This window comes from Tannerella serpentiformis, from assembly GCF_003033925.1.
Lineage (GTDB): Bacteria > Bacteroidota > Bacteroidia > Bacteroidales > Tannerellaceae > Tannerella > Tannerella serpentiformis.
The window spans coordinates 2670533-2692868 of the sequence record NZ_CP028365.1; the positions used below are offsets into that span (position 1 = coordinate 2670533).

18 protein-coding genes and 1 pseudogene are annotated in these 22336 nt (G+C 52.2%); 16 read left to right on the forward strand and 3 right to left on the reverse strand.

Annotation, left to right across the window (positions count from 1 at the left end; translation table 11 throughout):
• Positions 1-220 precede the first annotated feature (220 nt).
• Positions 221-538, reverse strand: a complete 318-nt coding sequence (locus C7123_RS11290) for a DUF3467 domain-containing protein (RefSeq protein WP_037982416.1) — start codon at positions 536-538, stop codon at positions 221-223.
• A gap of 127 nt (positions 539-665) precedes the next feature.
• On the opposite strand from C7123_RS11290, the gene C7123_RS11295 reads away from it, so the two are divergent.
• From C7123_RS11295 to C7123_RS11330, 7 genes are all read left to right on the forward strand, one after another.
• Positions 666-1739 carry a DUF4831 family protein gene (locus tag C7123_RS11295; RefSeq protein WP_069175099.1) on the forward strand — a complete coding sequence of 358 codons (1074 nt, stop codon included), beginning with the start codon at positions 666-668 and terminating at the stop codon, positions 1737-1739.
• A gap of 39 nt (positions 1740-1778) precedes the next feature.
• Positions 1779-3353, forward strand: coding sequence for a peptide MFS transporter (locus C7123_RS11300; RefSeq protein ID WP_069175100.1), 1575 nt, complete (start codon positions 1779-1781; stop codon positions 3351-3353).
• Between the two features lie 2088 nt (positions 3354-5441).
• Positions 5442-5822 (forward strand): helix-turn-helix domain-containing protein, encoded by a 381-nt coding sequence (locus C7123_RS13030; RefSeq protein ID WP_159049917.1) that lies wholly within the window; start codon positions 5442-5444, stop codon positions 5820-5822.
• Positions 5819-7861 carry a bifunctional DNA primase/helicase gene (locus C7123_RS11315; RefSeq protein ID WP_069175103.1) on the forward strand — a complete coding sequence of 681 codons (2043 nt, stop codon included), beginning with the start codon at positions 5819-5821 and terminating at the stop codon, positions 7859-7861. The genes C7123_RS13030 and C7123_RS11315 overlap by 4 nt, the downstream gene beginning before the upstream one ends.
• 8 nt (positions 7862-7869) lie before the next feature.
• Entirely contained in the window at positions 7870-8052 is a 183-nt protein-coding gene (locus C7123_RS11320; protein ID WP_237269316.1) for a helix-turn-helix domain-containing protein, read from the forward strand.
• A gap of 124 nt (positions 8053-8176) precedes the next feature.
• Complete coding sequence (locus tag C7123_RS11325) at positions 8177-8980, forward strand: type IV toxin-antitoxin system AbiEi family antitoxin domain-containing protein (RefSeq protein WP_069175104.1); 804 nt, start codon at positions 8177-8179, stop codon at positions 8978-8980.
• A complete protein-coding gene (locus C7123_RS11330) occupies positions 8977-9771 on the forward strand; it encodes a nucleotidyl transferase AbiEii/AbiGii toxin family protein (protein WP_069175105.1) in 795 nt (264 codons plus the stop codon). Before C7123_RS11325 ends, C7123_RS11330 begins: the two co-directional genes overlap by 4 nt.
• A gap of 277 nt (positions 9772-10048) precedes the next feature.
• Here the strand turns inward: C7123_RS11330 and C7123_RS11335 are convergent.
• Positions 10049-11635 (reverse strand): annotated as a pseudogene (locus C7123_RS11335) (helicase-related protein); the annotation flags it as partial.
• A 719-nt stretch (positions 11636-12354) separates the two neighbouring features.
• Positions 12355-12987 (reverse strand): HdeD family acid-resistance protein, encoded by a 633-nt coding sequence (locus C7123_RS11345; RefSeq protein WP_069175107.1) that lies wholly within the window; start codon positions 12985-12987, stop codon positions 12355-12357.
• A 736-nt stretch (positions 12988-13723) separates the two neighbouring features.
• Here C7123_RS11345 and C7123_RS13035 point away from each other — a divergent pair.
• From C7123_RS13035 to C7123_RS11385, 9 genes are all read left to right on the forward strand, one after another.
• Positions 13724-14089: a hypothetical protein gene (locus C7123_RS13035; protein WP_159049918.1), complete on the forward strand. Its 366-nt coding sequence runs from the start codon at positions 13724-13726 to the stop codon at positions 14087-14089.
• Between the two features lies 1 nt (position 14090).
• Positions 14091-15506, forward strand: a complete 1416-nt coding sequence (locus C7123_RS11350; protein WP_083206853.1) for a matrixin family metalloprotease — start codon at positions 14091-14093, stop codon at positions 15504-15506.
• A 925-nt stretch (positions 15507-16431) separates the two neighbouring features.
• Positions 16432-17238, forward strand: a complete 807-nt coding sequence (locus C7123_RS11355) for a ParA family protein (RefSeq protein ID WP_083206854.1) — start codon at positions 16432-16434, stop codon at positions 17236-17238.
• A complete protein-coding gene (locus C7123_RS11360) occupies positions 17235-17618 on the forward strand; it encodes a DUF3408 domain-containing protein (protein WP_069175109.1) in 384 nt (127 codons plus the stop codon). The genes C7123_RS11355 and C7123_RS11360 overlap by 4 nt, the downstream gene beginning before the upstream one ends.
• Positions 17615-18214 carry a hypothetical protein gene (locus C7123_RS11365; RefSeq protein WP_069175110.1) on the forward strand — a complete coding sequence of 200 codons (600 nt, stop codon included), beginning with the start codon at positions 17615-17617 and terminating at the stop codon, positions 18212-18214. Before C7123_RS11360 ends, C7123_RS11365 begins: the two co-directional genes overlap by 4 nt.
• Positions 18215-18255: 41 nt before the next feature.
• Positions 18256-18561 (forward strand): DUF4134 domain-containing protein, encoded by a 306-nt coding sequence (locus C7123_RS11370; RefSeq protein ID WP_037982607.1) that lies wholly within the window; start codon positions 18256-18258, stop codon positions 18559-18561.
• Positions 18561-18896: a DUF4133 domain-containing protein gene (locus C7123_RS11375; RefSeq protein WP_037999611.1), complete on the forward strand. Its 336-nt coding sequence runs from the start codon at positions 18561-18563 to the stop codon at positions 18894-18896. Before C7123_RS11370 ends, C7123_RS11375 begins: the two co-directional genes overlap by 1 nt.
• Positions 18893-21400 carry a TraG family conjugative transposon ATPase gene (locus C7123_RS11380; RefSeq protein WP_069175111.1) on the forward strand — a complete coding sequence of 836 codons (2508 nt, stop codon included), beginning with the start codon at positions 18893-18895 and terminating at the stop codon, positions 21398-21400. Before C7123_RS11375 ends, C7123_RS11380 begins: the two co-directional genes overlap by 4 nt.
• A gap of 300 nt (positions 21401-21700) precedes the next feature.
• Entirely contained in the window at positions 21701-22330 is a 630-nt protein-coding gene (locus tag C7123_RS11385; protein ID WP_069175112.1) for a DUF4141 domain-containing protein, read from the forward strand.
• Positions 22331-22336 lie beyond the last annotated feature (6 nt).

Consider the following 22336-nt stretch of genomic DNA (forward strand, 5'->3'; position numbering starts at 1 on the left):
TTTCATGCGACACGAAACGGCTTCGACGGCTGGAAATGTCATTTCATGCGACACGACGCGGCCAAAAAGACCATTTCTGGTCACCCGAAATGACTAAAAAGAGGTTTGCGGCCATTTCGGGCCACCAGAAACGACTAAAAAGAGGTTCGCGGCCATTTCGGGTCACCAGACGCGGCTTCGACGGTCGTCCGCGTCCTGCCGCACGATGCGCACGATGCGTTTAGGCCTCGCCGGGCTTCCCGATCGGGGGGAGCATGCCGCCGAACGAGTTCGCGTCGTCAGCGCCTCCGCCCTGCCGCGTTTCGTCGTATTGGCGCAGGTTCTCGTCCAGCGTGTGGAGCAGTCGGCGGGCATTGTCGGGCGTCATAATGAGGCGGCACTTCACCTTCGCCTTCGGCACCCCGGGCACGAGGCGGATAAAGTCAAAGACGAACTCATCCTCCGAATGGGCAATGACGGCCAGGTTGACGTACGTACCCTGTGCCACCTCGTCCGTGAGTTCAATTTGGATCTCGTTAGAAGTCGTGTGTGTATCCATAAACAGCTAATTGATATTTGAATTACGGGGCGCGAAAGTAGAGAAACGTTGTGCCGGTGAAAAATAGAGATAGATTTGCGCACCTTTTTGCATTAATAAACGCAGGCAACATAAACTGAAGACGAATATGAAATACAGCATCTGGACGATCTGCCTCCTGCTCGGCATGGCCTCTCCGGCCTTTTCGCAAACGCGGGTGGAGAAGAAAATAGCGATGAAAAGCAACGGCTACGGCGTCACCTACTCCCTCCCCAAAACATCGCTGGTCGTAACGGCCGAAATCACCCAAGTGACCTGCAAGGCCGGGCCTTACTACAAGTATGCCGAAAAGTATCTCGGCGTCAAGGATGCCGTCATGTCCGACCATGTGTATTACGAACTGAGTAAAGTCTACCTGCAAAACAAAGGCGTGCCCGACGAGGCCAATACCTACATCGTCGAGTTCAAACCCAAAACCACCGCCCCTTTCGTCTACCTGACCGATGACGGCCTGCTCTGCACCATCAATGCCGACTATAGCCCCACGGAATCTGTCGTAGCCGTAGCCAAACGCAGCGCGCAAGCCGCCGAGAAGGAACAGGTGCCCGCGCTGATGACCGAGGAGCTGCTGATGGCCGGATCCGTCACCCGACAGGCCGAAGTGGCCGCCCGACAGATCTACAAGCTGCGCGAAACACGCATGGACATCCTCTCCGGCGAGGCCGACAACATGCCCCCCGACGGCGAGGCCATGAAGATCGTCCTCCAGCAACTCACCGACCAGGAGCAGGCCCTGACCGCCCTCTTCGTCGGCGAAAAGCATCGCAAGACCACCTTCCATGAAACCCGCATCGTGCCCGACGACGACCTCGATCGCGAAGTCCTCTTCCGCTTCTCCGAGAAGCTCGGCCTCCTCGATCCCGACGACCTCGGCGGCACCCCCATCTACCTCAGCCTCCATGCCATCAATCGCGCTCCCGCCCTCGACCCTAAAGAGGCCGAGAAGAAGGAAAAGTCCATGAAGGGCATCATCTATAATGTGCCCGGCAAGGCCGACGCGCGGATCGAAATGGGCGACAAACAGCTCTATCGCGGCGAGGTGCAAGTGGTGCAGTTCGGCTCGCACGAGGCCCTGGCGCCCGTCATGTTTGAAGACCGAAAGGCGCCGATCAAGGTCATCTTCTACCCCGAAACGGGCGCCATCAAGCAGATCATTCAATAACTACTCATCCATACATTACCGACTAAAAAACTGATTCTTATGTTCAAAGACCATCCCAAGGGACTCATCCCTGCCGCCCTCTCCAACATGGGCGAACGCTTCGGGTATTACATCATGAATGCCGTGCTGGTGCTTTTTCTCTGCTCCAAATTCGGACTGAGCGACGAGGCCAGTGCCATCATCTACTCCGTCTTCTATTGCGGCATCTATGTGCTTAGCCTCGTGGGCGGCATCATTGCCGATCGCACCCAGAACTATAAAGCCGTCATCCGCTCCGGCCTCATCATCATGGCCACCGGCTACATCATCCTCTCCATCCCCATTCTCTCCACCCAAGGCAACATCGGTTGGCTGCTGCCCCTGACCTGCTTCGCCCTGCTGCTCATCGCCTTCGGTAACGGCCTCTTCAAGGGCAACCTGCAAGCCATCGTCGGACAGATGTATGACAACTTCGAGGCCGAAGCCCTGGCCCAAGGCCCCGAGGCTTATCGCCGCGTGCAAGGCAAACGCGACTCAGGCTTCCAGATTTTCTACGTCTTTATCAATGTCGGCGGACTCATCGCGCCCTTCGTTGCCCCCTTGCTGCGCGAGTGGTGGCTCAACACGCACGGCCTGATCTACAACGCTGCCCTGCCCGCCGCCTGCCACCAGTACATTTTAGAAGGAGCCTCCATGGTTGGCGATCCGATGAAGAATCTGCTCGGGCTGATCGGTAAGGTCGGCGGCACGGTAGACGCCAATTCACCCGATTCCATTCGTGCCTTCTGCGAGAGCTACCTCGACATCTTCAACACCGGCATCCACTATTCCTTCATCGCCTCCGTGGCCGCCATGCTCATTTCGCTCATCATTTTCATGGTCAACCAGAAGATATTCCCCGTGCCCGCCAAGAAAGAGAAGCAGGTCGTGGAGGATTACACCCCGGAGGAGCGGGCCGAGATGGCGGGCGAGATCAAGCGCCGCATGTACGCCCTCTTTGCCGTCTTAGGCATCGTCATCTTCTTCTGGCTCTCCTTCCACCAGAACGGCCAATCGCTCTCCCTCTTCGCCCGCGACTTTGTCCAGACCGACAACCTCGCCCCGGAGATTTGGCAGGCCGTCAACCCCTTCTTCGTCATCACGCTCACGCCCATTGTCATGCTCATCTTCGGTGCCCTCAGCAAGCGCGGCCGCGAGATCTCGACCCCCCGCAAGATTGCCATCGGTATGGGTATCGCCGGCTTGGCCTTCCTCTTCCTGGCCATCTTCTCCTTCATGCAGGGCTACCCCTCGGGAACCGAATTCAAGAGACTATCCGACAGCGAACAGATGGCCATCAAAGCCGGCCCTTGGGTGCTGATCGTGCTTTACTTCTTCCTCACCGTGGCCGAGCTATTTATCTCGCCGCTGGGCCTCTCGTTCGTCTCGAAAGTCGCCCCGAAACATCTGCAAGGCCTCTGTCAAGGCCTCTGGCTCGGCGCCACCGCCATTGGCAACCTCTTCCTCTGGATCGGCCCGCTGATGTATAACAAGATGCCCATCTGGCAGTGCTGGACCGTCTTCCTGACCATCTGCCTCATCTCCATGTTCGTCATGCTCGGCATGTTGAAATGGCTTGAGAAGATCGCCAAGTAACCGGCTCCATCCATCCATAAAGTAGACGCAGAGCAGAGAGCGTGCACGGGAAAACAAGACCCGCCGCACGCTCTCTTTTTGCCTTGGTGTTTGCGGGAGTTCCGCAAGTCTCTCGAGAAACTTTTTGGTGTTTGCAGGAACTCTGCATCGAGAGCCTATCTATCTGAATGGGAGAATGTTACCTATAATGTAAAAGGGAATAGGTAACGATTAGGTAATGAGCTAAGTGCTTCGACCTGCTTTGTTCATGTATAACAGAGAACACTCACTTTCTGCCCGCAAAGATAGTTTTCCCTCGTGAGAACGTTGCCGTTTTGCTGCGACTTTCATATGCGCAGAACACTACAATCTTCTCTCGATTGCTCTTTGGATGCCCTTTTCATGACCAACAAAAGCAGGTGTAAACGGTCTTTTCCCCATAGTCATAACGGTCAAATGTCGTGAAACGACAAGGTAGATCATCTCTATTTTACCACGTAATGTATTGACAGCAAGGTTGTTAATTGATCTATGCGGGATGCTTCTCTTTTCAAATCACGTAATCTCTTTTTCTCTGCAGTCTCATACCCCTCTTCATGTGTCACGGTGCACGTCCCCCTTTAAGGGGGGACGTGCCCGTGCACCCAGAAGGGGTTTGAATACTGCACCCCCAAGATGAAGACAAAAATCAGGATGGGGTCTGTCATCCCTGTGCTCTGTGCGAATGACGGAATGTTGTCGCACAGGTTTTGACCTTGGGTGTAAAGCCTGCAAACCTGCTGCCGCCATCTCGGAGGGTCTCTGCCTGTGGTGATGTTTTTACCTTATGGGGATAGGTTTCTGCCTTTAGGCACAAAACCTGCACATGCTGCCTGCTACCGTATTCTCGGAGGGTATCCACCTGTGGAGGTGTTTTTACCTTACGGGGGAATGGCCCCTTTGGGGAGACGTCCCTTTCCCCGAATGATGCCTAAAGAGATTGCCTGCCTCTTTAGGCGTGTTATCCGCCGACTTTCTGCTTGCAGACGGGTCTATATCCTTATGGGGAAAAGAAAAGCACCTTTTTTGTGTTTAGAATACGGTTTACATTTGCTCTCAGTTAGACGAACAAACGGAGTAAAAGACATGGAAAAAGCAAGTGTTTATACGGGCTGGAACATTTCTCCTGACCTATCTGATCAACGGGATAGACAAGGCCAATTCATTTGGTCTCGGCAGTTATACCTGTATTCACATCTCTTCTTCCAATTGTTAAAAGCCTTACTTCTTGTGTATTTACACCCCCATATGAGTGAGGTGCTCACTCTGTCTGTACGTGGATGCTTTTGCACATATGCGAAGGTTAGCTCTCTAAGAGACTAAGAGAGTGCCTTTGCACAATCTTGTCCAATGGTCTCCTTCCCTTTTCATGTCTTTATGCGACCGCACTGAGATGTATGATGGCATGTGAACCCAGCTTATCTTGCCTCCTTTGTAAAATGCAATGGAAACGAGATGTTTGGCTTCAATTCGATTGAAAGAAGTCCACCAGATTACAGTTTGTGACGAACTGCGATTCTGGTGGACTTCTTTGTTTTCCCCCTCCTCTACAAAAGCAGGATTAGCGGGTCTTTACTCCAAGCACGTGCACTTCAAGCCTCTCTGCCCCTGTGGCCGACCCGACGAGCCAGCTGTGGATCCATGACCCCGTGATCGATGTCACTAGGGTGGACACAGTCGTCTGGTCGCACAGCAAGATGATCTACATTCACGTCATCCTCAAAGATGGTTCTGATGAAGTAACGATCCAAGCATAATTGCTCTTGCCTCATACCCCAAATAGATTTTCCGGTACGGCTAACACCTTCAAGTGGGTTGTATCGGAGATTTTTCTTGTTTATGGGCGGGAGTGGCCCATCAAGGAAAGGATCCCTTGTGCGGGACAACCACATCAAAGCAGTGAAAAGTTCAAATCGTCGTGGTTTCGATCTTGATACGGTTTGCTCTAGGCCCTCCCTTTTGGTGAAGAAGATAACTCTTGCATTTTACGCAATATTTCCTGCGAAAAACGCAATAGATTGGTGTCCGATGCAGGAAGGCTGTCGTAAGGTGCACTCTAACTTTACACATATGTACAACATCGGAGATAGACTTAGAAAGGAGCGACTGACTAGAGGTTATTCTATGGAGTATGTCGCTGGAAAATTGCAAGTTAATCCAACCACGATCTATCGGATGGAAAATAAGGCGAAGAGCTTCCGTACGGCGCTTCTCGTCGGTTATTGCGAGCTATTGGAGATCGATCCGGCAGAGCTTTTTGCGGATTCTGCAATGGAAGGGAAGTACCGAGAGCTGATGAAGTATCTGCAGAAGATTCTATTGATATGTTCCAACATCATCATCGGCCTCCTGAAGAACAACGCGCTTTTTCGAGAGATCATAAAGGATCTCATCCGGGAGATATTAGACGAAAGAGAGGTGCACAAGTCAGAGAAAGGAGAAGAAGCATGAAAGAGAAAGCATTGATCTTGCATGCCACAGATGGCGGATTGCAGGTATTTCGCCATTACATTCCCTTCGCCATCACACCAGGGAAGAAGTTCCGCAATCCGCTCTACGACGATCGGCGGGCGTCGTGCTTCATCTACAAGGTGCCGCAAACAGGCATTTACCGCATGAATGACTTCGGAGATCCGACTTGTTCAGGTGACTGCTTCTGGTTTGTAGCGGCGCTGCATGACCTTGATTTGCAAAAGGACTTCCCCCGCATCTTGGAGAAGATCATCCGTGACCTATCCCTGTCCATCTCCTTGCCGGAGTGCGCACCCGGATCCATTCGAACACAAGTCGAAAGTGTTCTAACGCTTCGACCAACACCGACGCTTGCGGAGCCTGCCGGCAGACCTTACCGCATCGAGGAAAAGGCCTTCGACGAAAGCGAATGCGCTTATTGGAGACAGTACGGCATCACGCCGAACGTGTTGCAGCGCTATGGCGTCCGATCGCTCCGCAGCTTCCGCAGCGAGACGGCCGAAGGGAAGCGTTACGGCTTTATGAGCAGCGCCCACGAGCCGCTATTCGGCTACGTGCGCAAGGATTACGTGAAAATCTATCGCCCTTCAAGTGCGACCCGATTTGTCTATGGTGGCCGCCTGCCGGATATCTACACGTTCGGCATGGAGCAACTCCCGCAACGGGGTGACATGCTGTTCATCACCGGCGGCGAGAAGGATGTGATGTCGCTTGCCGCACACGGCTTTCACGCCATTTGCTTCAACAGCGAGACGGCTGAGATCGACGCCTCCATCATCGAGATGCTCGTCCGACGCTTCCGTCACGTCTTCTTCCTCTACGACGCTGACGAGACGGGCGTGAAGGCTTCCACCCTCAGATGCGAACAGTTCGCCCCCTACAACGTCCGACGGATCGAGCTGCCACTGGTCGGAACGAAGGCTGAGAAGGACATCTCTGATTACTTCCGTTTGGGATACAGCGCGGAGGACTTCCATCACCTAATTACCGACCGCTTGGAGCAGCTTTATACGCAAACGCTCATGCTGCTCGACTCGTGCGAGATCGATTACCGCCATCCGCCCGACCGCTCTCAAACGGTGATCGCGTCACGCGGTGTCCCGTTGGGCACCTACGACAACCTGTTTTGCATTACCGGGGGCGAAGGGACGGGGAAAAGCAATTATGTGTCGGCGTTGATCGCCGGGACACTGCTGACCGAGATTCCAACACCTCCACCCGATCTGCTCGGGCTGGAGGTTACGCCCAACACGTCGCACAAGGCCGTCCTACACTACGACACAGAGCAATCCGAGTACCAGCTTCACCGCAACGTGGGGAAAACCCTGCGGCGGGTCGGACTCGATGCAATGCCGACGTTTTACCACCCCGTTTTTCTCGCTGCGCTCTCTCGCAAGGATCGCTTGCAGCTCATCAAAGACAGCCTCGACCTCTACCATCATCGGCACGGCGGCATCCACCTTGTTGTCATCGACGGCATCGCCGACCTGATCCGTTCGGCCAACGACGAAGCCGAGAGCATCGCTGTGGTGGACGAGCTCTATCGGCTGGCGGGCATCTACCACACGTGTATCCTTTGCGTACTCCACTTCGTCCCCAACGGCATCAAGCTACGCGGACACATCGGATCGGAACTGCAACGCAAGTCGGCCGCCATCCTGTCGATCGAGAAGGACGACAACCCAGCGCTGTCGGTCGTGAAGGCGCTGAAGGTGCGTGACGGCAGTCCGCTTGACGTCCCGATTATGCTTTTTGGGTGGGATAAGCAGCGTGACATGCACGTCTCCCGCGGCGAGAAATCGGAAGAAGAGCGTGAGCGACGCAAGACGGCCGAGCTGTCGCTGATCGCCCGTGAAGTGTTCCGCGCACATGACCGCTTGGCCATCGACGAGCTTCTTCGATTGATCATGCAGACAGTAGAAGTAAAAGAGCGGACCGCCAAGGACTACATCCGCCACATGCAAGAGAGCGGCCTGATAGAGCTACAGAAAGACAACCATTACACATTGAAGAAATGACGAACGAGATGAAAACCAAACCAGATGAACCGAAATATTACGACGCCTTTGACGTGGCCCGAATCCTTCGCATCCACCACAAGACGGCCCTAATTTGGGGAAAGAGGGGTATGCTGCCCTCCGTCAAGATCGGCAACCGCCGCTACTTTCCCGCTGAGGGCATCTTGGCGTTCAAAAAGCAGGAGAAGTGAGCTGTCGATGAAAAGAATGATCCTTTGGAAGGATGTGATCCATGCCTGTGTCCCCGTCTCTTCTGCGCGAAATTGGTGCAACGGTAATCCGGTCGCGATTACCTTTGCCTCAAAACAAACCCATATGACAGTCAGAGAATGGATCAGAAAGCGGGAGATCGGCGGGATGCCCACGCTCACTTTCGGGGAGGTGCGCCAAGCCTTTCCCAACGCTTCGGAGCAAGTCGTCAAGAACGAATTGTTCCGGTTGTCTGCGCAGAAAATCATCGTATCCGTATACCGCGGATTTTATGTGATCATGCCGCCGCACTATGCCGGCCGAGGCGTCATCCCTCCGCATTACTACATCGATCGGCTGATGGCCCATCAAAACAAGCCTTACTACATCAGCCTGCTCAGCGCGGCGGCATTGCTGGGGGCTGCGCACCAACGGCCGCAGAAGTTTTTCGTCACCACCGTTTTACCGAAGCCTTCGGTGTCCCCTTCCAAAAACAACCTGCTGGTGTGGTCGTATCGCAAAGAGATTCCGTCGGACTTTTTGCTGACGAAAAACTCGGAGACCGGCACGATCCGCTACTCCAATGCCGAACTGACGGCCGTCGATCTGATACAATACGAGCAATATATCGGCGGTTTGTCTGAGGCGGCGACGGTCTTGGCTGAGCTGTCGGAGAGGCTGGACTTCCGTCGTGTCTCGGGGCGGCTGTTCGACTACACCTCGCAAGCCACCCTCCAACGATTGGGGTATGTCTTAGAAGAAGTTTTGCTGCAGACGGAAGTGGCCGACGTGCTGTATGAGAAGCTACGTGCGTATGCCGGAAGGCTGCGGTATGTACCGCTGTCCACGCGCAGCACGGAGGTGATGGCGGCAAAAAACGATCGCTGGAAGATCGACGTCAATATGACTATCGAGCCGGACGACGTATGATAGACCGCGCATCCATCACGCAATGGGCCGGCTGGGTGCCCTGGAACGATCCCGCTCAAGTGGAGCAAGATCTGATCATCTCCCGCGCACTGGTGGCCATCTTCAGCGACGAGTTCTTGGCCTCGCAGCTTGCCTTTCGCGGAGGCACGGCGCTGCACAAACTGTACCTCTCGCCCCAGCCGAGATACAGCGAAGACATTGATTTGGTACAGATTCACCCCGGCCCGATTAAGCCGATTCTCTTCCGCCTCGGGGAGGTGTTGGACTTCCTGCCCGATCGTGTCACCCAGCAAAAGCGATACAATAACACGATGCTCTTTCGGATGGAGTCGGAGGTGCCTCCGGTCGTCCCCATACGATTGAAAATCGAGATCAATTGTGTCGAGCATTTCAACGAACTGGGGCTGGTGAAGATGCCGTTCGCGGTGGAGAGTCATTGGTTTACGGGGCAATGTGCGATCACGACGTATGCGCTGAATGAGTTGTTGGGCACGAAGCTCCGCGCGCTGTATCAGCGCAAAAAGGGGCGCGACCTCTTCGATCTGTATGTGGCTCTGACGGAAGCTGAAGTGGACACTTCCGAAATCTTGCAGTGCTACAACCGCTACATGGCTTTCTCTGTGCAGCAGCCCCCGACCTATAAGCAGTTTGTGGCGAACATGGAGGCGAAAATGGCTGATCCAGATTTTCTCGGCGATACGCGCGTCTTTCTACGCCCCGAGCGGCCGTTCGACCCCCAAGCCGGATATGAAGCGGTGCGGGCACAGTTGATAGATGGGCTGAAGAAATAGGGCATGAAGAAGAAGTATAAACAGGCGCCTGTTTGGGGGCGGCTGCGGCCGCCGGCGAAGTTTGGCCGGGTACCGAATAAATCGCCACTATTTCTTGTATCAGGCAAACTTCTCTGCCTCGGCAGAGGCCTGCGCAAGGGTAAACAGGGCCTGTTTATCTCCATCCCACCTTCCCAATCACCACACGACTCGCTACATCCTGCTCCACCTTGTCCGCTTGACGAAGACTGGCACCGTTTCCTTTTTCGACCACGTTCTTGTCCGCTGCCTGCCCCTCTTTTTCCGTCGTCGGTGGTGCAAGTGAGAGTGCAATCTTCCGATCCAGCTCCGCCGCGTTCCTCTTCAGCGTACGTAGCTCGTCCTCTTTCCGCCAGACGCCTGAGGCAGCGGCCTCGAAGGCTGGGATCTGCTCCTTCACCTTGGCCAACTCCCTCTCGTGCGTCTCGATGACTTTCGGGATCCGCTCTAGTGCGTTCAGGAAGTTTTGGCAGGCGAGCTTCGGATCAGCAGCCAGACGACCATTATTATAGGTATAGAGGATGCCGCTGCGGCCTTGCACGAAAAAGCGGTTGACGGAGCAATCGAAAAGGTCCTTCGCCGTGCTTTCCGTCTTCACCATGACCGGGAAACCGTAGATCTCACCGATCTTGTTGTACTCGCCTTCGGTGCGCGCTTTCTCCGCGATCTCCTGCAAGCGCGCGGCCACGGCCTTGATGTCTGCACCGTCCGGCACACCTTTTACCGACAGCTTATTGATCGGCACACCGTCGGCGTCACGCTGTAGCTGGCTCTCGAAATGTGCTCGATCCGCCCGGGCTTCTCGGATCTTGTCTGAATGGAAGGCGATAGAAACTTTGATCTCCTCGAGCTTGGCCGCCGCCGTGTCGCGCTCTTTAAGGAAGCCCTTTCGCTCCGATTCCAAAGTGACGATCTTCTTATCCAGCTTCGCTTTCTCGAGTAGATCAGTGTTGCCCGACAGCACGGCCACATACTCTGAGAAGTTCATGCCGCTGTCCTCGTCCATCGAACCTTCGTCGATGGAGCGACTGCCGAGCGTGTTCGTCTTGAGTTGGTTGATGAAGAGCTGTTTGTTGTGTAGCAGGTTGAACTTGTAACTGTCGAGCGAGCGCTCCACGGCATAGATGATCACGTCCACTTTGTTATCGGCAAACTGTTTGGCTATCTCGTTGCCTTTGCGAACAGCTCGCCCGTTGCGCTGCTCGAGATCGGAAGGCCTCCAAGCTATATCGAGGTGATGGACTGCCACCGCACGTTGCTGGGCGTTCACGCCCGTGCCGAGCATGGATGTCGAGCCGAAGACGATACGGATGTCACCACGGTTCACGGCCTCTACCATCGCTTTCTTGGCTTTCTCATTCTTGCATTCTTGGATGAAGCGAATCTCTGATGAGGGGATGCCGTAATCCTCCACGAGCTTGCGTTTGATTTCCGAGTACACGTTCCATTCGCCCGGCTTGTATGTTCCGAGGTCAGAGAAGACGAACTGCGTGCCCTTCTGCTCGTCATACTTGCGATAGTACTCGCTGAGCAGCTTGGCGCAATGGCTGGCTTTGTTGTCAATGTGATCCGAGTATTTCATCGGATCGATCATCCGCATATCGAGGCTCATTTTCCTCGCGAGATCTGTGGCGATAAGCATCTTGGCCTTCTCCTCCTTTTCACTCAGCGGGGCACGATCTAAGATTGTAGCATCGCCTGTCTTAGCAAACTCCATCAGCTTACCAATGAACGCCTCTTGCTCGGGCGTGGGTGGGATGTGATGCAGGATCTCGCGCTTCTCCGGACGGTCGATGCCGATGTCCTTGGCCGTGCGGAAATCGTAAATCTCCCCATACAATCTTGCCGTAGAAGAAGTGAAGACGGAGTTTCAGGGAAAGAAATTTGTATTTCAACACTATAAAGATACAACAATTTTCGCTAATCACCAATTTTACAGACTGTTATAATTCATCGAACTCACGTTAGTTTAGGGATAACTCAAGCCACTCCGTTTTGGGTATTGTATATGATACTCACAGGAGGGATTTTGCTTTTCTCGCTTATATTTCAATCTAAAACAATGCTTACCCCCATATTCATTCCTATTGCCATAGGGGAGCTCAGAAAAACGGGTATCCGATTATGAGTCTTGCTTTCCCGGTGGCAATGCTTGTGGGACATGTGTATGTACTGCCTTTTAACAGTAAACCTGCTGCCCTACTGTACACTACCAATCAATACAGCTGGAGCGATACCTTCAAGTTTGGTATTACGATGATGTTTATCAGTTGGTTGATGATACTCTTGTGGGGCGAAACGGTATTGCGGTGGTATGGGTTTACCAATGGAGTATTCTTTTAATACCACAAAGCCAATAATGCCAATTACTGAAGATAAAAGATAAGATAAAGACAACTCTTAAAAAGAGTGCTGGATATTGGACGTAGGCGCGTCAATTATAAAATCATAATACCTCCAAAGAGTATTAATTCTTTGGAGGTATTTTCTGCAAAAAAGCACTATAGCTCTGTAATCATAGGTATAACTATAGACTTGTGCCAGTGGTATTTTACTAATTTGCTGTTATTTCGTAGCTTCTTTCACTTCTTTTTCGAGGTCTTCTATGCGGTTCTTTAAATCATCTGATAACTTTTGAGCAGAACCTTTTAACTTTTTCAGATTGAACGAAAGTATTACAGATGAAATACCTGTGGAGATAAATGCTAAACCTGTGAATACTACTAATGAGATACCTGTAAAGATAGGATTAGCAATCAAAATGAACGAGAGGATAATACTCAATACGCTCACTATGGCTAAGTTCCCCCAATTCAGTACGCCTGCTTCTTTTTCTTCGAAGGCAAAACCAAGTAGCTCAAACGAACGGAATAGCAACGTAAAACCTACTACCAATGGTAATATAAACATTGATAGGGCAGGATACATAAGTAAAAAGATACCCATTATCAATGAAATAAGTCCGCTTACCAAATACCAGCCCCAACCATTAAGATTTTTAGTATTCTGTAGGGCAAAGAAGGTTTCAATTATCCCCGATACTAAGAACGAAAGACTAAAGAGTATTGAAAGGGTAAGATAAGAATCTTGTGGTGATATAATTACCCCTATACCACAAAGAATGAACAAAATCCCTAATATAAGGGGAATGTACCAGTGTTTTACTGATCTTCTGATGGATTTGAAAAAATACAACATAACTCTATCGTTTAAAAATTAATGGAGCAAAGATAAGGATGTTTTATTGATTAGCCAAATATTTCCCCATAAAACAAGAGAATGGGGGGGGTAAGTGTTTGTCAATGAGTGAATACTGATTGCTCTACTCACCCAAAGGGAACGAATAAGAAACGAGCGAGGTGCGCCTGCTTTCGTTACTTTGCAGTAGTCATAAGACATCTCATTTCTCGCCCGCAAAGGACGCCAAAATCTTCAAGAAACGTCACAGCAAAAGTTTGAAGGCATGCGAAAATCCTGCAATGGCTACGAAGGCTCACCCTTCGATGATCAGATAGCAGTTCCTCGTCGAAATGCTGTCGATGGCGGAGGGTATTTCCTCTTGCGTTCATATCAGACTTGACGGGCGCCTGACGAATGATCACTTATCAGAAAGTTCTCCCTCTCTGCAAGTTTCATAGGACACGAGAAGCGAGAATCTGGGGAAAGCGAAGTATTTCTTCGATTAAAAAGTTTGATTTGTAGGAAAAAAGAGAGCTTTTGGGAGTAAAATATCAAGAATTACAGGAAATAGCTTTCGTATTACAACTATACATGCTACATTTGTGTCGAATATTCAACAGGCCATTTATATGAAAACTATAGAGGATACTCCACCAGACCAGTCAGGGCGCCCTTAGTATCCGCATCCCGGAGGCGCAGTGAGATAAATCGATCCGGAAGCGGGGCTTGTGATTAACGGAAAGCATGATGAGAAATGAAGACTAAGTTCATTTTATGGATTAGCACACTCTCTCTTCTTTTGTCGATTGGAGCAGGGTGTGAGAAAAATCAATCCATTTGCAAATCTTGTGGAGATGAAATATTGGATAGTGTAACCAATGTGAAAGGTGTTATTTTCTTTAATTCGGAAATTAAACGATGGTATATTTCAGCATCCAATATGGATGGTTACGATAGCGTAAAGATCTTTTTCCCGTGCAATTTAGATCATGAATATATGGAAAATGGAAAGACTGTAACATTCTCAGGACTTACTTATAGACTTATGCTTAACGTAACGGTTCCTGCAGGAACCACATGTAGTTGTATCAATCTGACATCAATCAATAAAATCAATTGACATGAGACGGTTTATTATTTTTGTTTTTCTTTTCACTGTCATATTGTCGGGCGTTTATTCGCAACGTTTGTATGATCATGGGATTCTTAGAGATGGTAATAATTACGCTCTTGGTCCCTCAAAGTGGAACAAGGAGACTTTGAAGTACTATATATACAATAGTTCTTCTCACTTGACGTATTCAGAAAGAGAGAATGCTATTAGAGAGGCGTTTAAGTTGTGGAGTGACGTATCAACTTTGACGTTTGTGCAAGTATACAATCCCAATATTGCAGATATAACTATCAAATGGGCAAAGGGAAATCATGGAGATGGAAATCCTTTTGATGGGAGTTCAGGTGTATTGGCGCATGCATTTTATCCACCACCAGCGGGGGGACGTTTTTCAGGTCAGGCTCATTTTGATGATGATGAAGATTGGTCTGTAAATGGCTCCGGTATTGATTTAGTTACAGTGGCAGCACATGAAATAGGCCATTTGTTGGGAATAGATCACTCTAGTGTTCCGGAAGCATTAATGTATCCAACTTATTACAAAAAAAGGAGGTCGTTGCATGCTGATGATTGCTTAGCTCTATGGAGCCTGTATAGATTTCCATATTCTATCTCCGGCTCTTCACTTGTTTGCAATCAAGAGACGTATACCATCCAAAATTTGCCGTCAGGAGCATCTGTGAGATGGAGCACAAGCAATGGGAATCTGCAATTGGTTTCAGGACAGGGAACGAAAACGGCTGTATTCCGGAAGAACGGAACGGGAGAATGTACTATTAAGGCAGCTATTGGGACAAGTGCTCCCATTTCATTGGCTGTTTGGGCTGGTGTGCCTAAAACTACCGTAAGTACCTCAGAGTATAAAAATGTCACTTCGGCAACTGTCGAATTGATATTGAATAATCCTGCAACCATTATTGATAACATGGTTTCATTCAGTGCGCAAGGGACTAAAGTTGATCCCAGAAATTGGGTGCTTAAGAATCACAACGAAAACATATTTGGTCTGAATCGAAACGGTGAACACATTACAATCATACCCCGTCAAGAAGGAAGTGGTATATTTTCAATGACTGCGCTAAATGATTGTGGTACAGGGAACCCTGCATATGTTACGGTAAACGTGGTAAAAAGGAAGTTGCACCTCTCTCTTTTCCCCAACCCCGCCACGGATGTTGTGGCACTCAAACTGACGGATCCCGACGATGGCATTCTGTCTCCCCAAGGTCAAGGCTCTTTGACCACAAGGGGCGTTACAAGTACGTATGAGATTCAGCTTTGGAATGGGCTAACGATATTAAAATCGTTCAAGACGAATCAGCCGACTTTCCAGATCCCGATCGCGGGACTTCCGGCAGGACTGTATTTCGTGCGTGTGATCAAAGACGGACAGACCTATACCGAGAAGTTGATCAAGAATTAGCGTTGGAGGCTCACCGTGTAAAAGCTGCGTGCAAGTGAACTGTTATCGGGCAGGCCGAAGGGATGAAAGTCCCTCGGGTCTGCCCGATTTTCGTATGGACAAACGGCATCGCCCCCTTCACTTTCCTTTCATCGCTCCCTTAGCTCCGGGTCGGCTTTGATGCTAGCGTCCCATTTCGGGGGGCTTGGGGTGATTCATGGGGCTCTGGTTTTTCGTATAAGATTAGGTGGCGACTTTGGAGCCAAACCGCCGCGGAGAGAAGGCTCCGGGGGCAAGGCGTTTTGTAGCACAAAACGGTTTTTGTAGCACAAAAACACACCTTGCCCGGCCTTTGGGCCGTGTGTCTGAGAAGAAGGTTCGGCTCTCCAAAGTCTTTCAATTCGGCGGCAAAATTAGGGTAGCGCTTTTCGTGGGTAAAACGTTTGTTTTCAATCGGAAGCCACGCCGGGGAAGCCCCCGAAAGCCTTTATATATAGCTGTGTTTGTGCAGCTGTTTATTTGTGTGGTTACTCACTTACTCACATGTAACTGTATAAGTGAGTAACTGTATAAGTGAGTAACTGCACAAGTGAGTAACTGCATAAGTGAGTAACTGCATAAGTGAGTCTTTGCATAAGTGAGTAACTACATAAGTGAGTAACTACATAAGTGAGTAACTACATAAGTGAGTAACTACATAAGTGAGTAACTACATAAGTGAGTAACTACATAAGTGAGTAACTACATAAGTGAGTAACTGTATAAGCATATAAGTGAGTAACTGTATAAGCATATAAGTGAGTAACTGTATAAGCATATAAGTGAGTAACTGTATAAGCATATAAGTGAGTGAGTATATGAATATACTTACACAGCTACTCACAAGTGCGTCTACATATATAATGTACGCGCGTACTATTAATAATATACCTCAGACCTTGAACCCATGAAAGAAAAAACCATGAACACTCCGCCCGGTTGCCCGATCCGGATCGGCTTCGGGTCGCTCAAAGGCGGCACGGGCAAAAGCACGCTGGCGGAGATCACGGCCAGCTACCTCTGTTACACTGAAGGGCTGCGCCTCTTCGTCGTCGATTGCGACTACTCGCAATACTCCTTCTTCGGACTGCGCGAACGCGACAAACAAACCGTACAGAACGGTGAACCGGCGTTGCAGGCACGGATGAAGAAGCACTTTGAAGCGCTCGGCCGGGAGGCTTACCGTGTCATCAAAAGCACCGCTGCACGTGCGGAGGAGGATGTCCGCCGTTTTATGGCCGAGCGTGCGGGTGAAACGTTCGACCTGATCCTTTTTGACCTGCCTGGCCGCGCGGACGATCCCGGACTCGTCGAGCTCACCCTCGGCATGGATTATCTCATCTCGCCGATCGAGCCCGACCGCCAATCGCTGGTAGCTTCCATGACCTACGCGCCGGCCATCCGTGACCTCGGCGTGTCGGACGATAGGTGCCGTATCAAAGAGATCTACCTCGTTTGGAACAAGATCGACCGACGGGTGCGGACGGACGTCCTCGCGTTCTACAACGAGGCGATCAAGCGCGAAGGCTTGGGATTGTTCGATACGCAGCTGCCGCGCTCCGCCCGCTTCAAAAAGGAACTCACCGCAGACGGTCGTCCCGCCTTCCGCTCCACCTACCTACCACCAGACAAAAGTCTGATCGAGGGTAGCGGCATCGAGTTGTTCGTCAAGGAGCTCATCGAGAAATGCAACCTGAAAACCGCCCGCCCATGACCATCGAAGAACAACGCCGTAGGCGAATCGCCGAGCGGATTCAACAAATGGCAGGCGACGATGCGCCGCCCATCACGCCCGAAGAAACACCGTTGAAAAGCGATTTAAGCAGTGTTCAAACACCGTTTGCAGACGAATCGCTATCGACTTATCGAGATCGATTTTTTACACCTCGCCTGTCAGAAAGTCGGACGACCCTCTCCTGCGATCGGGCGCTTATCGACTGTTTGCGACGCGTGCTGAACGCCCTCGATGCAAGGACTTCCCTCGCAGCCTACATCGGGAACATCCTCGCCGATCACATCGACCGCCACCGCACGCTCCTCTCCGAGGCCATCGAGCGCAACAGAAAGAACCCCTTTAATACCTCCTTGCCATGACACTTTTTCTGCTCGTCACTTGGGCGATCCTTTTAGGTGTCTTGCTGCGTGATCTCTATCGGACAGAGCAACCGACTCGAGAAGATGTCCCTTCCGATAACACCTCGGATGACACCTTGGACGACGGTTTGGTCGGGGCAACGCGTACGGTTTTGCCATTGGAGGGAAGCGTGAAGGAAGCCGGGGAATCGGTTTACGGAGGGACGGAATCGAAGGATAGTTTTGCCTATCGAAACGCCGTCGCCGAAGATGAACAGGCAGACGAACCGGAGGTTGCCCCGGAAGACGAAGCGATTTCCTTATTACTCAAGGAAGATATTGAAGTCTCGACTGAAAGCGTAACGATCCGCGAGCTTCGCCGCCTGCAAACGGCTGTGGAAACGCCGGATCGTCTCACCGCGGAAGACTTGGATCAAGCCAAAGAGACAGCCGTCAAACTCCGAGGTACGGACTTCATGGAGAAGCTCCGCGAGTATGCGTCGAAAGAGCGGGAACGCGCTCGGGTGCTCGACGAGCTACTTCGCTCGCCCTCCGAAGCATCGAAAAAGTCTCGCTCAAATGACGTCGACGACACGGCATGGATGGCTTACTTGTAACAGATAGCAACATGAATGAAAACCTATAAATCCAGAACCATATGAAACAACGAATCGGGCGACTGTTTGCCGCCGCATTACTGCTTTCCCTCGCCCCCTCCGCCTTCGCGCAGGGCAACGGGCTGTCGGGCATCAACGAGGCCACGAAAATGGTCACCTCCTATTTCGACCCGGGGACGAAACTCATTTACGCCATCGGCGCTGTCATCGGACTGATCGGAGGGATCAAGGTGTATCAAAAGTTCGCGTCCGGCGACCCAGACACCAGCAAGACCGCCGCCTCGTGGTTCGGGGCGTGTATCTTCCTGATCGTCGCCGCCACGATCCTTAGAAGTTTCTTCCTCTGATGGCTTCGTGGGAGATCAATAAAGGCGTGGGGCGGACGGTGGAGTTCAAGGGGCTGAAGGCGCAGTACCTCTTCCTCTTCGCCGGTGGACTGCTGGCGACATTCCTCCTTGTCGTCATCTGCTACATGTGCGGCATGGATCAGTACCTCTGTCTCGGCCTTGGCGCAACGGGTGCCACGCTCGTAGTGTGGCAAACGTTCGCGCTGAACCGCCGATTCGGTCGCTACGGTCTGATGAAACGCGCCGCCGTCCGCATGCACCCACGCTACCTCCTGAATCGCCGCTCTGTCCGCCACATTCTTCATTGCCTAAAATCGACACGCAAACATTCATGAGAAACACCACCAAGGTCACCACCTTAGAATCTAAGTTCCCGCTCTTGGCTGTCGAGCAAGGGTGCATCGTCTCGAAAGACGCTGACATCACCGTCGCCTTCCGTGTCGAGCTGCCCGAACTCTTCACCGTCACCTCGGCTGAGTACGAGGCCATGCACGCGGCGTGGCACAAGGCCGTCAAGGTGCTACCTGACTTCACCATCGTGCACAAACAGGATTGGTTCGTCAAGGAGCGCTACGCCGGCCGCCTCTCGGACGGTGAGCTGAGCTTCCTCGCTCGCGCCTCCGAACGCCACTTCAACGAACGACCCTTCCTCGACCATGCCTGCTACCTCTTCCTCACGAAAACGACGCGCCAGCGCATGGCTCGGCAAAGCAATTTCTCCTCGCTTTGTCGCGGAACGATCCTGCCGAAGGAAGTGGGCAACCGCGAGGAGGTGACCAAGTTCATGGAGGCCGTCGACCAGTTCGAGCGGATCATCAATGACGATGACCGAATCCGCCTGACGCGCATGACCGAGGAAGAACTCGTCGGCACGAAGGAGAAAAGCGGTTTGCTCGATCGCTACTTCTCGCTCTCCGACATGGGTCACGCCTCTTTAGAAGACATCCGCCTCGGCGCCGATCTCGTTCGGGTGGGCGACAACCGGCTCTGCCTGCACACGCTCAGCGACACCGACGACCTCCCCGCCGTGGTCTCCACCGACAGCCGCTACGAACGCCTCTCGACCGACCGCAGCGACTGCCGCCTCTCGTTCGCCGCGCCCGTCGGCCTTATGCTTTCGTGCAATCACCTCCTCAACCAATACCTCTTTATCGAGGACAGCGAGGAGAACCTGAACCGGTTTGAGAAGCAGGCGCGTAACATGCACTCGCTGGCGCGTTACAGTCGCTCGAATCAGATCAACGAGGCGTGGATTCAGGAGTACCTCAACCTCGCTCGGTCGCAGGGGCTGACCTCCATCCGTGCGCACTTCAACGTCCTCGCGTGGAGCGACGATGCGGAGGAGCTGCGCCAAATCAAGAACGACGTCGGCTCGGCCTTGGCGCTCATGGAATGTCGTCCGCGGCACAACACGGTCGATGCGGCAACACTCTATTGGGCGGGTATCCCCGGCAACGCCGCCGACTTCCCTGCCGAAGAATCCTTCTACACCTTCATCGATCCGGCACTCTGCTTCTTCACCGCCGAAACGAACTACCGCGACTCGCTCTCCCCCTTCGGCATCAAAATGGCTGACCGCCTCTCCGGCCGCCCGATCCATCTCGACATCTCCGATTTGCCGATGAAAAAGGGCATCATCACCAACCGCAACAAGTTCATCCTTGGGCCCTCGGGCAGTGGCAAGTCGTTCTTCACGAACCACATGGTGCGGCAGTATTACGAGCAGGGCGCGCACGTGTTGCTCGTCGATACGGGCAACTCCTACGAGGGGCTGTGTGGCCTGATCAACCGAAAGACGAAAGGCGCAGACGGGATTTATTTCACATACACCGATGCCCAGCCGATCTCCTTCAACCCCTTCTACACCGACGACTACGTGTTCGACGTGGAGAAGCGCGAAAGCATCTGCACGTTGCTGCTTACACTGTGGAAAAGTGCCGACGAACCTGTCACAAAGACAGAGGCGGGCGAGTTAGGTTCGGCCGTCAATGCGTACATCGAAACGATCCGATCAAACCGGAAAATCACGCCCTGCTTCAACACGTTTTACGAGTACCTGCGCGATGTCTATCGCCCAGAGATGGGCCGCAGAGAGATCCGCGTCACCCTCTCCGACTTCAACATCGACAACCTACTGACGACCCTCAAACAGTACTATGTAGGAGGGCGTTACGACTTCCTACTCAACTCCGATCGCAACATCGACCTGCTCTCCAAACGCTTCATCGTCTTCGAGATCGACGCGGTGAAGGACAACAAAGACCTCTTCCCCGTGGTGACGATCATCATCATGGAGGCCTTCATCAACAAGATGCGAAGGCTCAAGGGCGTACGTAAGATGATCCTCATTGAAGAGGCTTGGAAAGCCATCGCATCAGCCAATATGGCAGACTACATCAAGTACCTCTACAAGACCGTCCGCAAGTACTTCGGCGAGGCGATCGTGGTGACGCAGGAGGTCGACGACATCATCTCGTCGCCCATCGTCAAGGAGTCGATCATCAACAACTCCGACTGCAAGATCCTGCTCGACCAGCGGAAGTACATGACCAAGTTCGACGGCATACAGGCGCTGCTCGGGTTGTCGGAGAAGGAGAAAAACCAGATCCTCTCGATCAATCAAAACAACGACCCCGAGCGGCGTTACAAGGAGGTATGGATCGGTCTGGGCGGCATGCAGTCGGCCGTTTACGCCACGGAGGTCTCGCGCGAGGAGTACCTCGCGTACACGACCGAGGAGACGGAGAAGGTCGAAGTGATGCGCTTGGCCGACCGCCTCGGCGGAGACATCGAACAGGCCATTAGCAGGTTGGCGCGCGAACAAAATTCGATCACATGAGAGGTAAAAAAGCTTGTGCGTCATCAAAATTCGATCACTCGAGAGGTAAAAAAGCTCGTGCGTCATCAAAATTCGATCACGCGAGAGGTAAAAAAGCTCGTGCGTCATCAAAATTCGATCACGCGTGAACAAAATTTGATCACACGCCAGCTTCCTGTTGCTCGCGCGTCATCAAAGTTTGATCACTCGAGAGGTAAAAAAGCTCGCGCGTCATCAAAATTTGATCACAGAAGAGTGAATCGATCACCCGTATAATACCGAACTACTTTATTCCCTCATTCCCCTTATCCCCCAATCCTCATGAAACATAAACTTATCCTCTGCCTCGTGTGCTGCCTGCTGCTTATGCGAACGGCACACGCCCAATGGATCGTGACCGACCCTGTCAATCTGGCAGGCAACATCGCGAACACGATCAAAGAGATCGCCACCGCCTCCAAAACGGTGAACAACACGCTGAGCAATTTCAAGGAAGTCGAGAAGCTCTACAACGACACCAAGCGTTATTACGACGCGCTGAAGAAGGTCAACAACCTGATCGGCGACGCCTATAAAGTCAAGGAAACCATACTCATGGTGGGCGACATGACGGAGATGTACGTCGGCGCGTACAAGAAAATGCTCTCCGATCCGAACTACTCGCCCGAGGAGCTGTCGGCCATGGCGGCGGGCTATGCCAAGCTGATGGAGCGCTCCAGCGAGTCGCTCAAAGAGCTGAAATCGCTCGTCCGCAGCGGCGCCCTCTCGATGAACGATAAGGAGCGAATCGAGCTGATCGATCGCATCTACAACGAGGTGAAGGAGTACCGCGCGGCCACGTCGTACTTCACGCGTAAGAATATCTCCGTCAGCTTCGTACGGGCGGCCAAGAAGGGCGAGATGGCCCGTGTCAATGCGCTCTACGGGTCGGCCGATAACCACTATTGGTGATGCACG

Bases quoted from the DNA above. Each gene is read 5' to 3' on its own strand.
- C7123_RS11290 (WP_037982416.1), bottom strand. From the start codon at position 538: ATGGATACACACACGACTTCTAACGAGATCCAAATTGAACTCACGGAC.
- C7123_RS11295 (WP_069175099.1), top strand. From the start codon at position 666: ATGAAATACAGCATCTGGACGATCTGCCTCCTGCTCGGCATGGCCTCT.
- C7123_RS11300 (WP_069175100.1), top strand. From the start codon at position 1,779: ATGTTCAAAGACCATCCCAAGGGACTCATCCCTGCCGCCCTCTCCAAC.
- C7123_RS13030 (WP_159049917.1), top strand. From the start codon at position 5,442: ATGTACAACATCGGAGATAGACTTAGAAAGGAGCGACTGACTAGAGGT.
- C7123_RS11315 (WP_069175103.1), top strand. From the start codon at position 5,819: ATGAAAGAGAAAGCATTGATCTTGCATGCCACAGATGGCGGATTGCAG.
- C7123_RS11320 (WP_237269316.1), top strand. From the start codon at position 7,870: ATGAAAACCAAACCAGATGAACCGAAATATTACGACGCCTTTGACGTG.
- C7123_RS11325 (WP_069175104.1), top strand. From the start codon at position 8,177: ATGACAGTCAGAGAATGGATCAGAAAGCGGGAGATCGGCGGGATGCCC.
- C7123_RS11330 (WP_069175105.1), top strand. From the start codon at position 8,977: ATGATAGACCGCGCATCCATCACGCAATGGGCCGGCTGGGTGCCCTGG.
- C7123_RS11345 (WP_069175107.1), bottom strand. From the start codon at position 12,987: ATGTTGTATTTTTTCAAATCCATCAGAAGATCAGTAAAACACTGGTAC.
- C7123_RS13035 (WP_159049918.1), top strand. From the start codon at position 13,724: ATGAAGACTAAGTTCATTTTATGGATTAGCACACTCTCTCTTCTTTTG.
- C7123_RS11350 (WP_083206853.1), top strand. From the start codon at position 14,091: ATGAGACGGTTTATTATTTTTGTTTTTCTTTTCACTGTCATATTGTCG.
- C7123_RS11355 (WP_083206854.1), top strand. From the start codon at position 16,432: ATGAAAGAAAAAACCATGAACACTCCGCCCGGTTGCCCGATCCGGATC.
- C7123_RS11360 (WP_069175109.1), top strand. From the start codon at position 17,235: ATGACCATCGAAGAACAACGCCGTAGGCGAATCGCCGAGCGGATTCAA.
- C7123_RS11365 (WP_069175110.1), top strand. From the start codon at position 17,615: ATGACACTTTTTCTGCTCGTCACTTGGGCGATCCTTTTAGGTGTCTTG.
- C7123_RS11370 (WP_037982607.1), top strand. From the start codon at position 18,256: ATGAAACAACGAATCGGGCGACTGTTTGCCGCCGCATTACTGCTTTCC.
- C7123_RS11375 (WP_037999611.1), top strand. From the start codon at position 18,561: ATGGCTTCGTGGGAGATCAATAAAGGCGTGGGGCGGACGGTGGAGTTC.
- C7123_RS11380 (WP_069175111.1), top strand. From the start codon at position 18,893: ATGAGAAACACCACCAAGGTCACCACCTTAGAATCTAAGTTCCCGCTC.
- C7123_RS11385 (WP_069175112.1), top strand. From the start codon at position 21,701: ATGAAACATAAACTTATCCTCTGCCTCGTGTGCTGCCTGCTGCTTATG.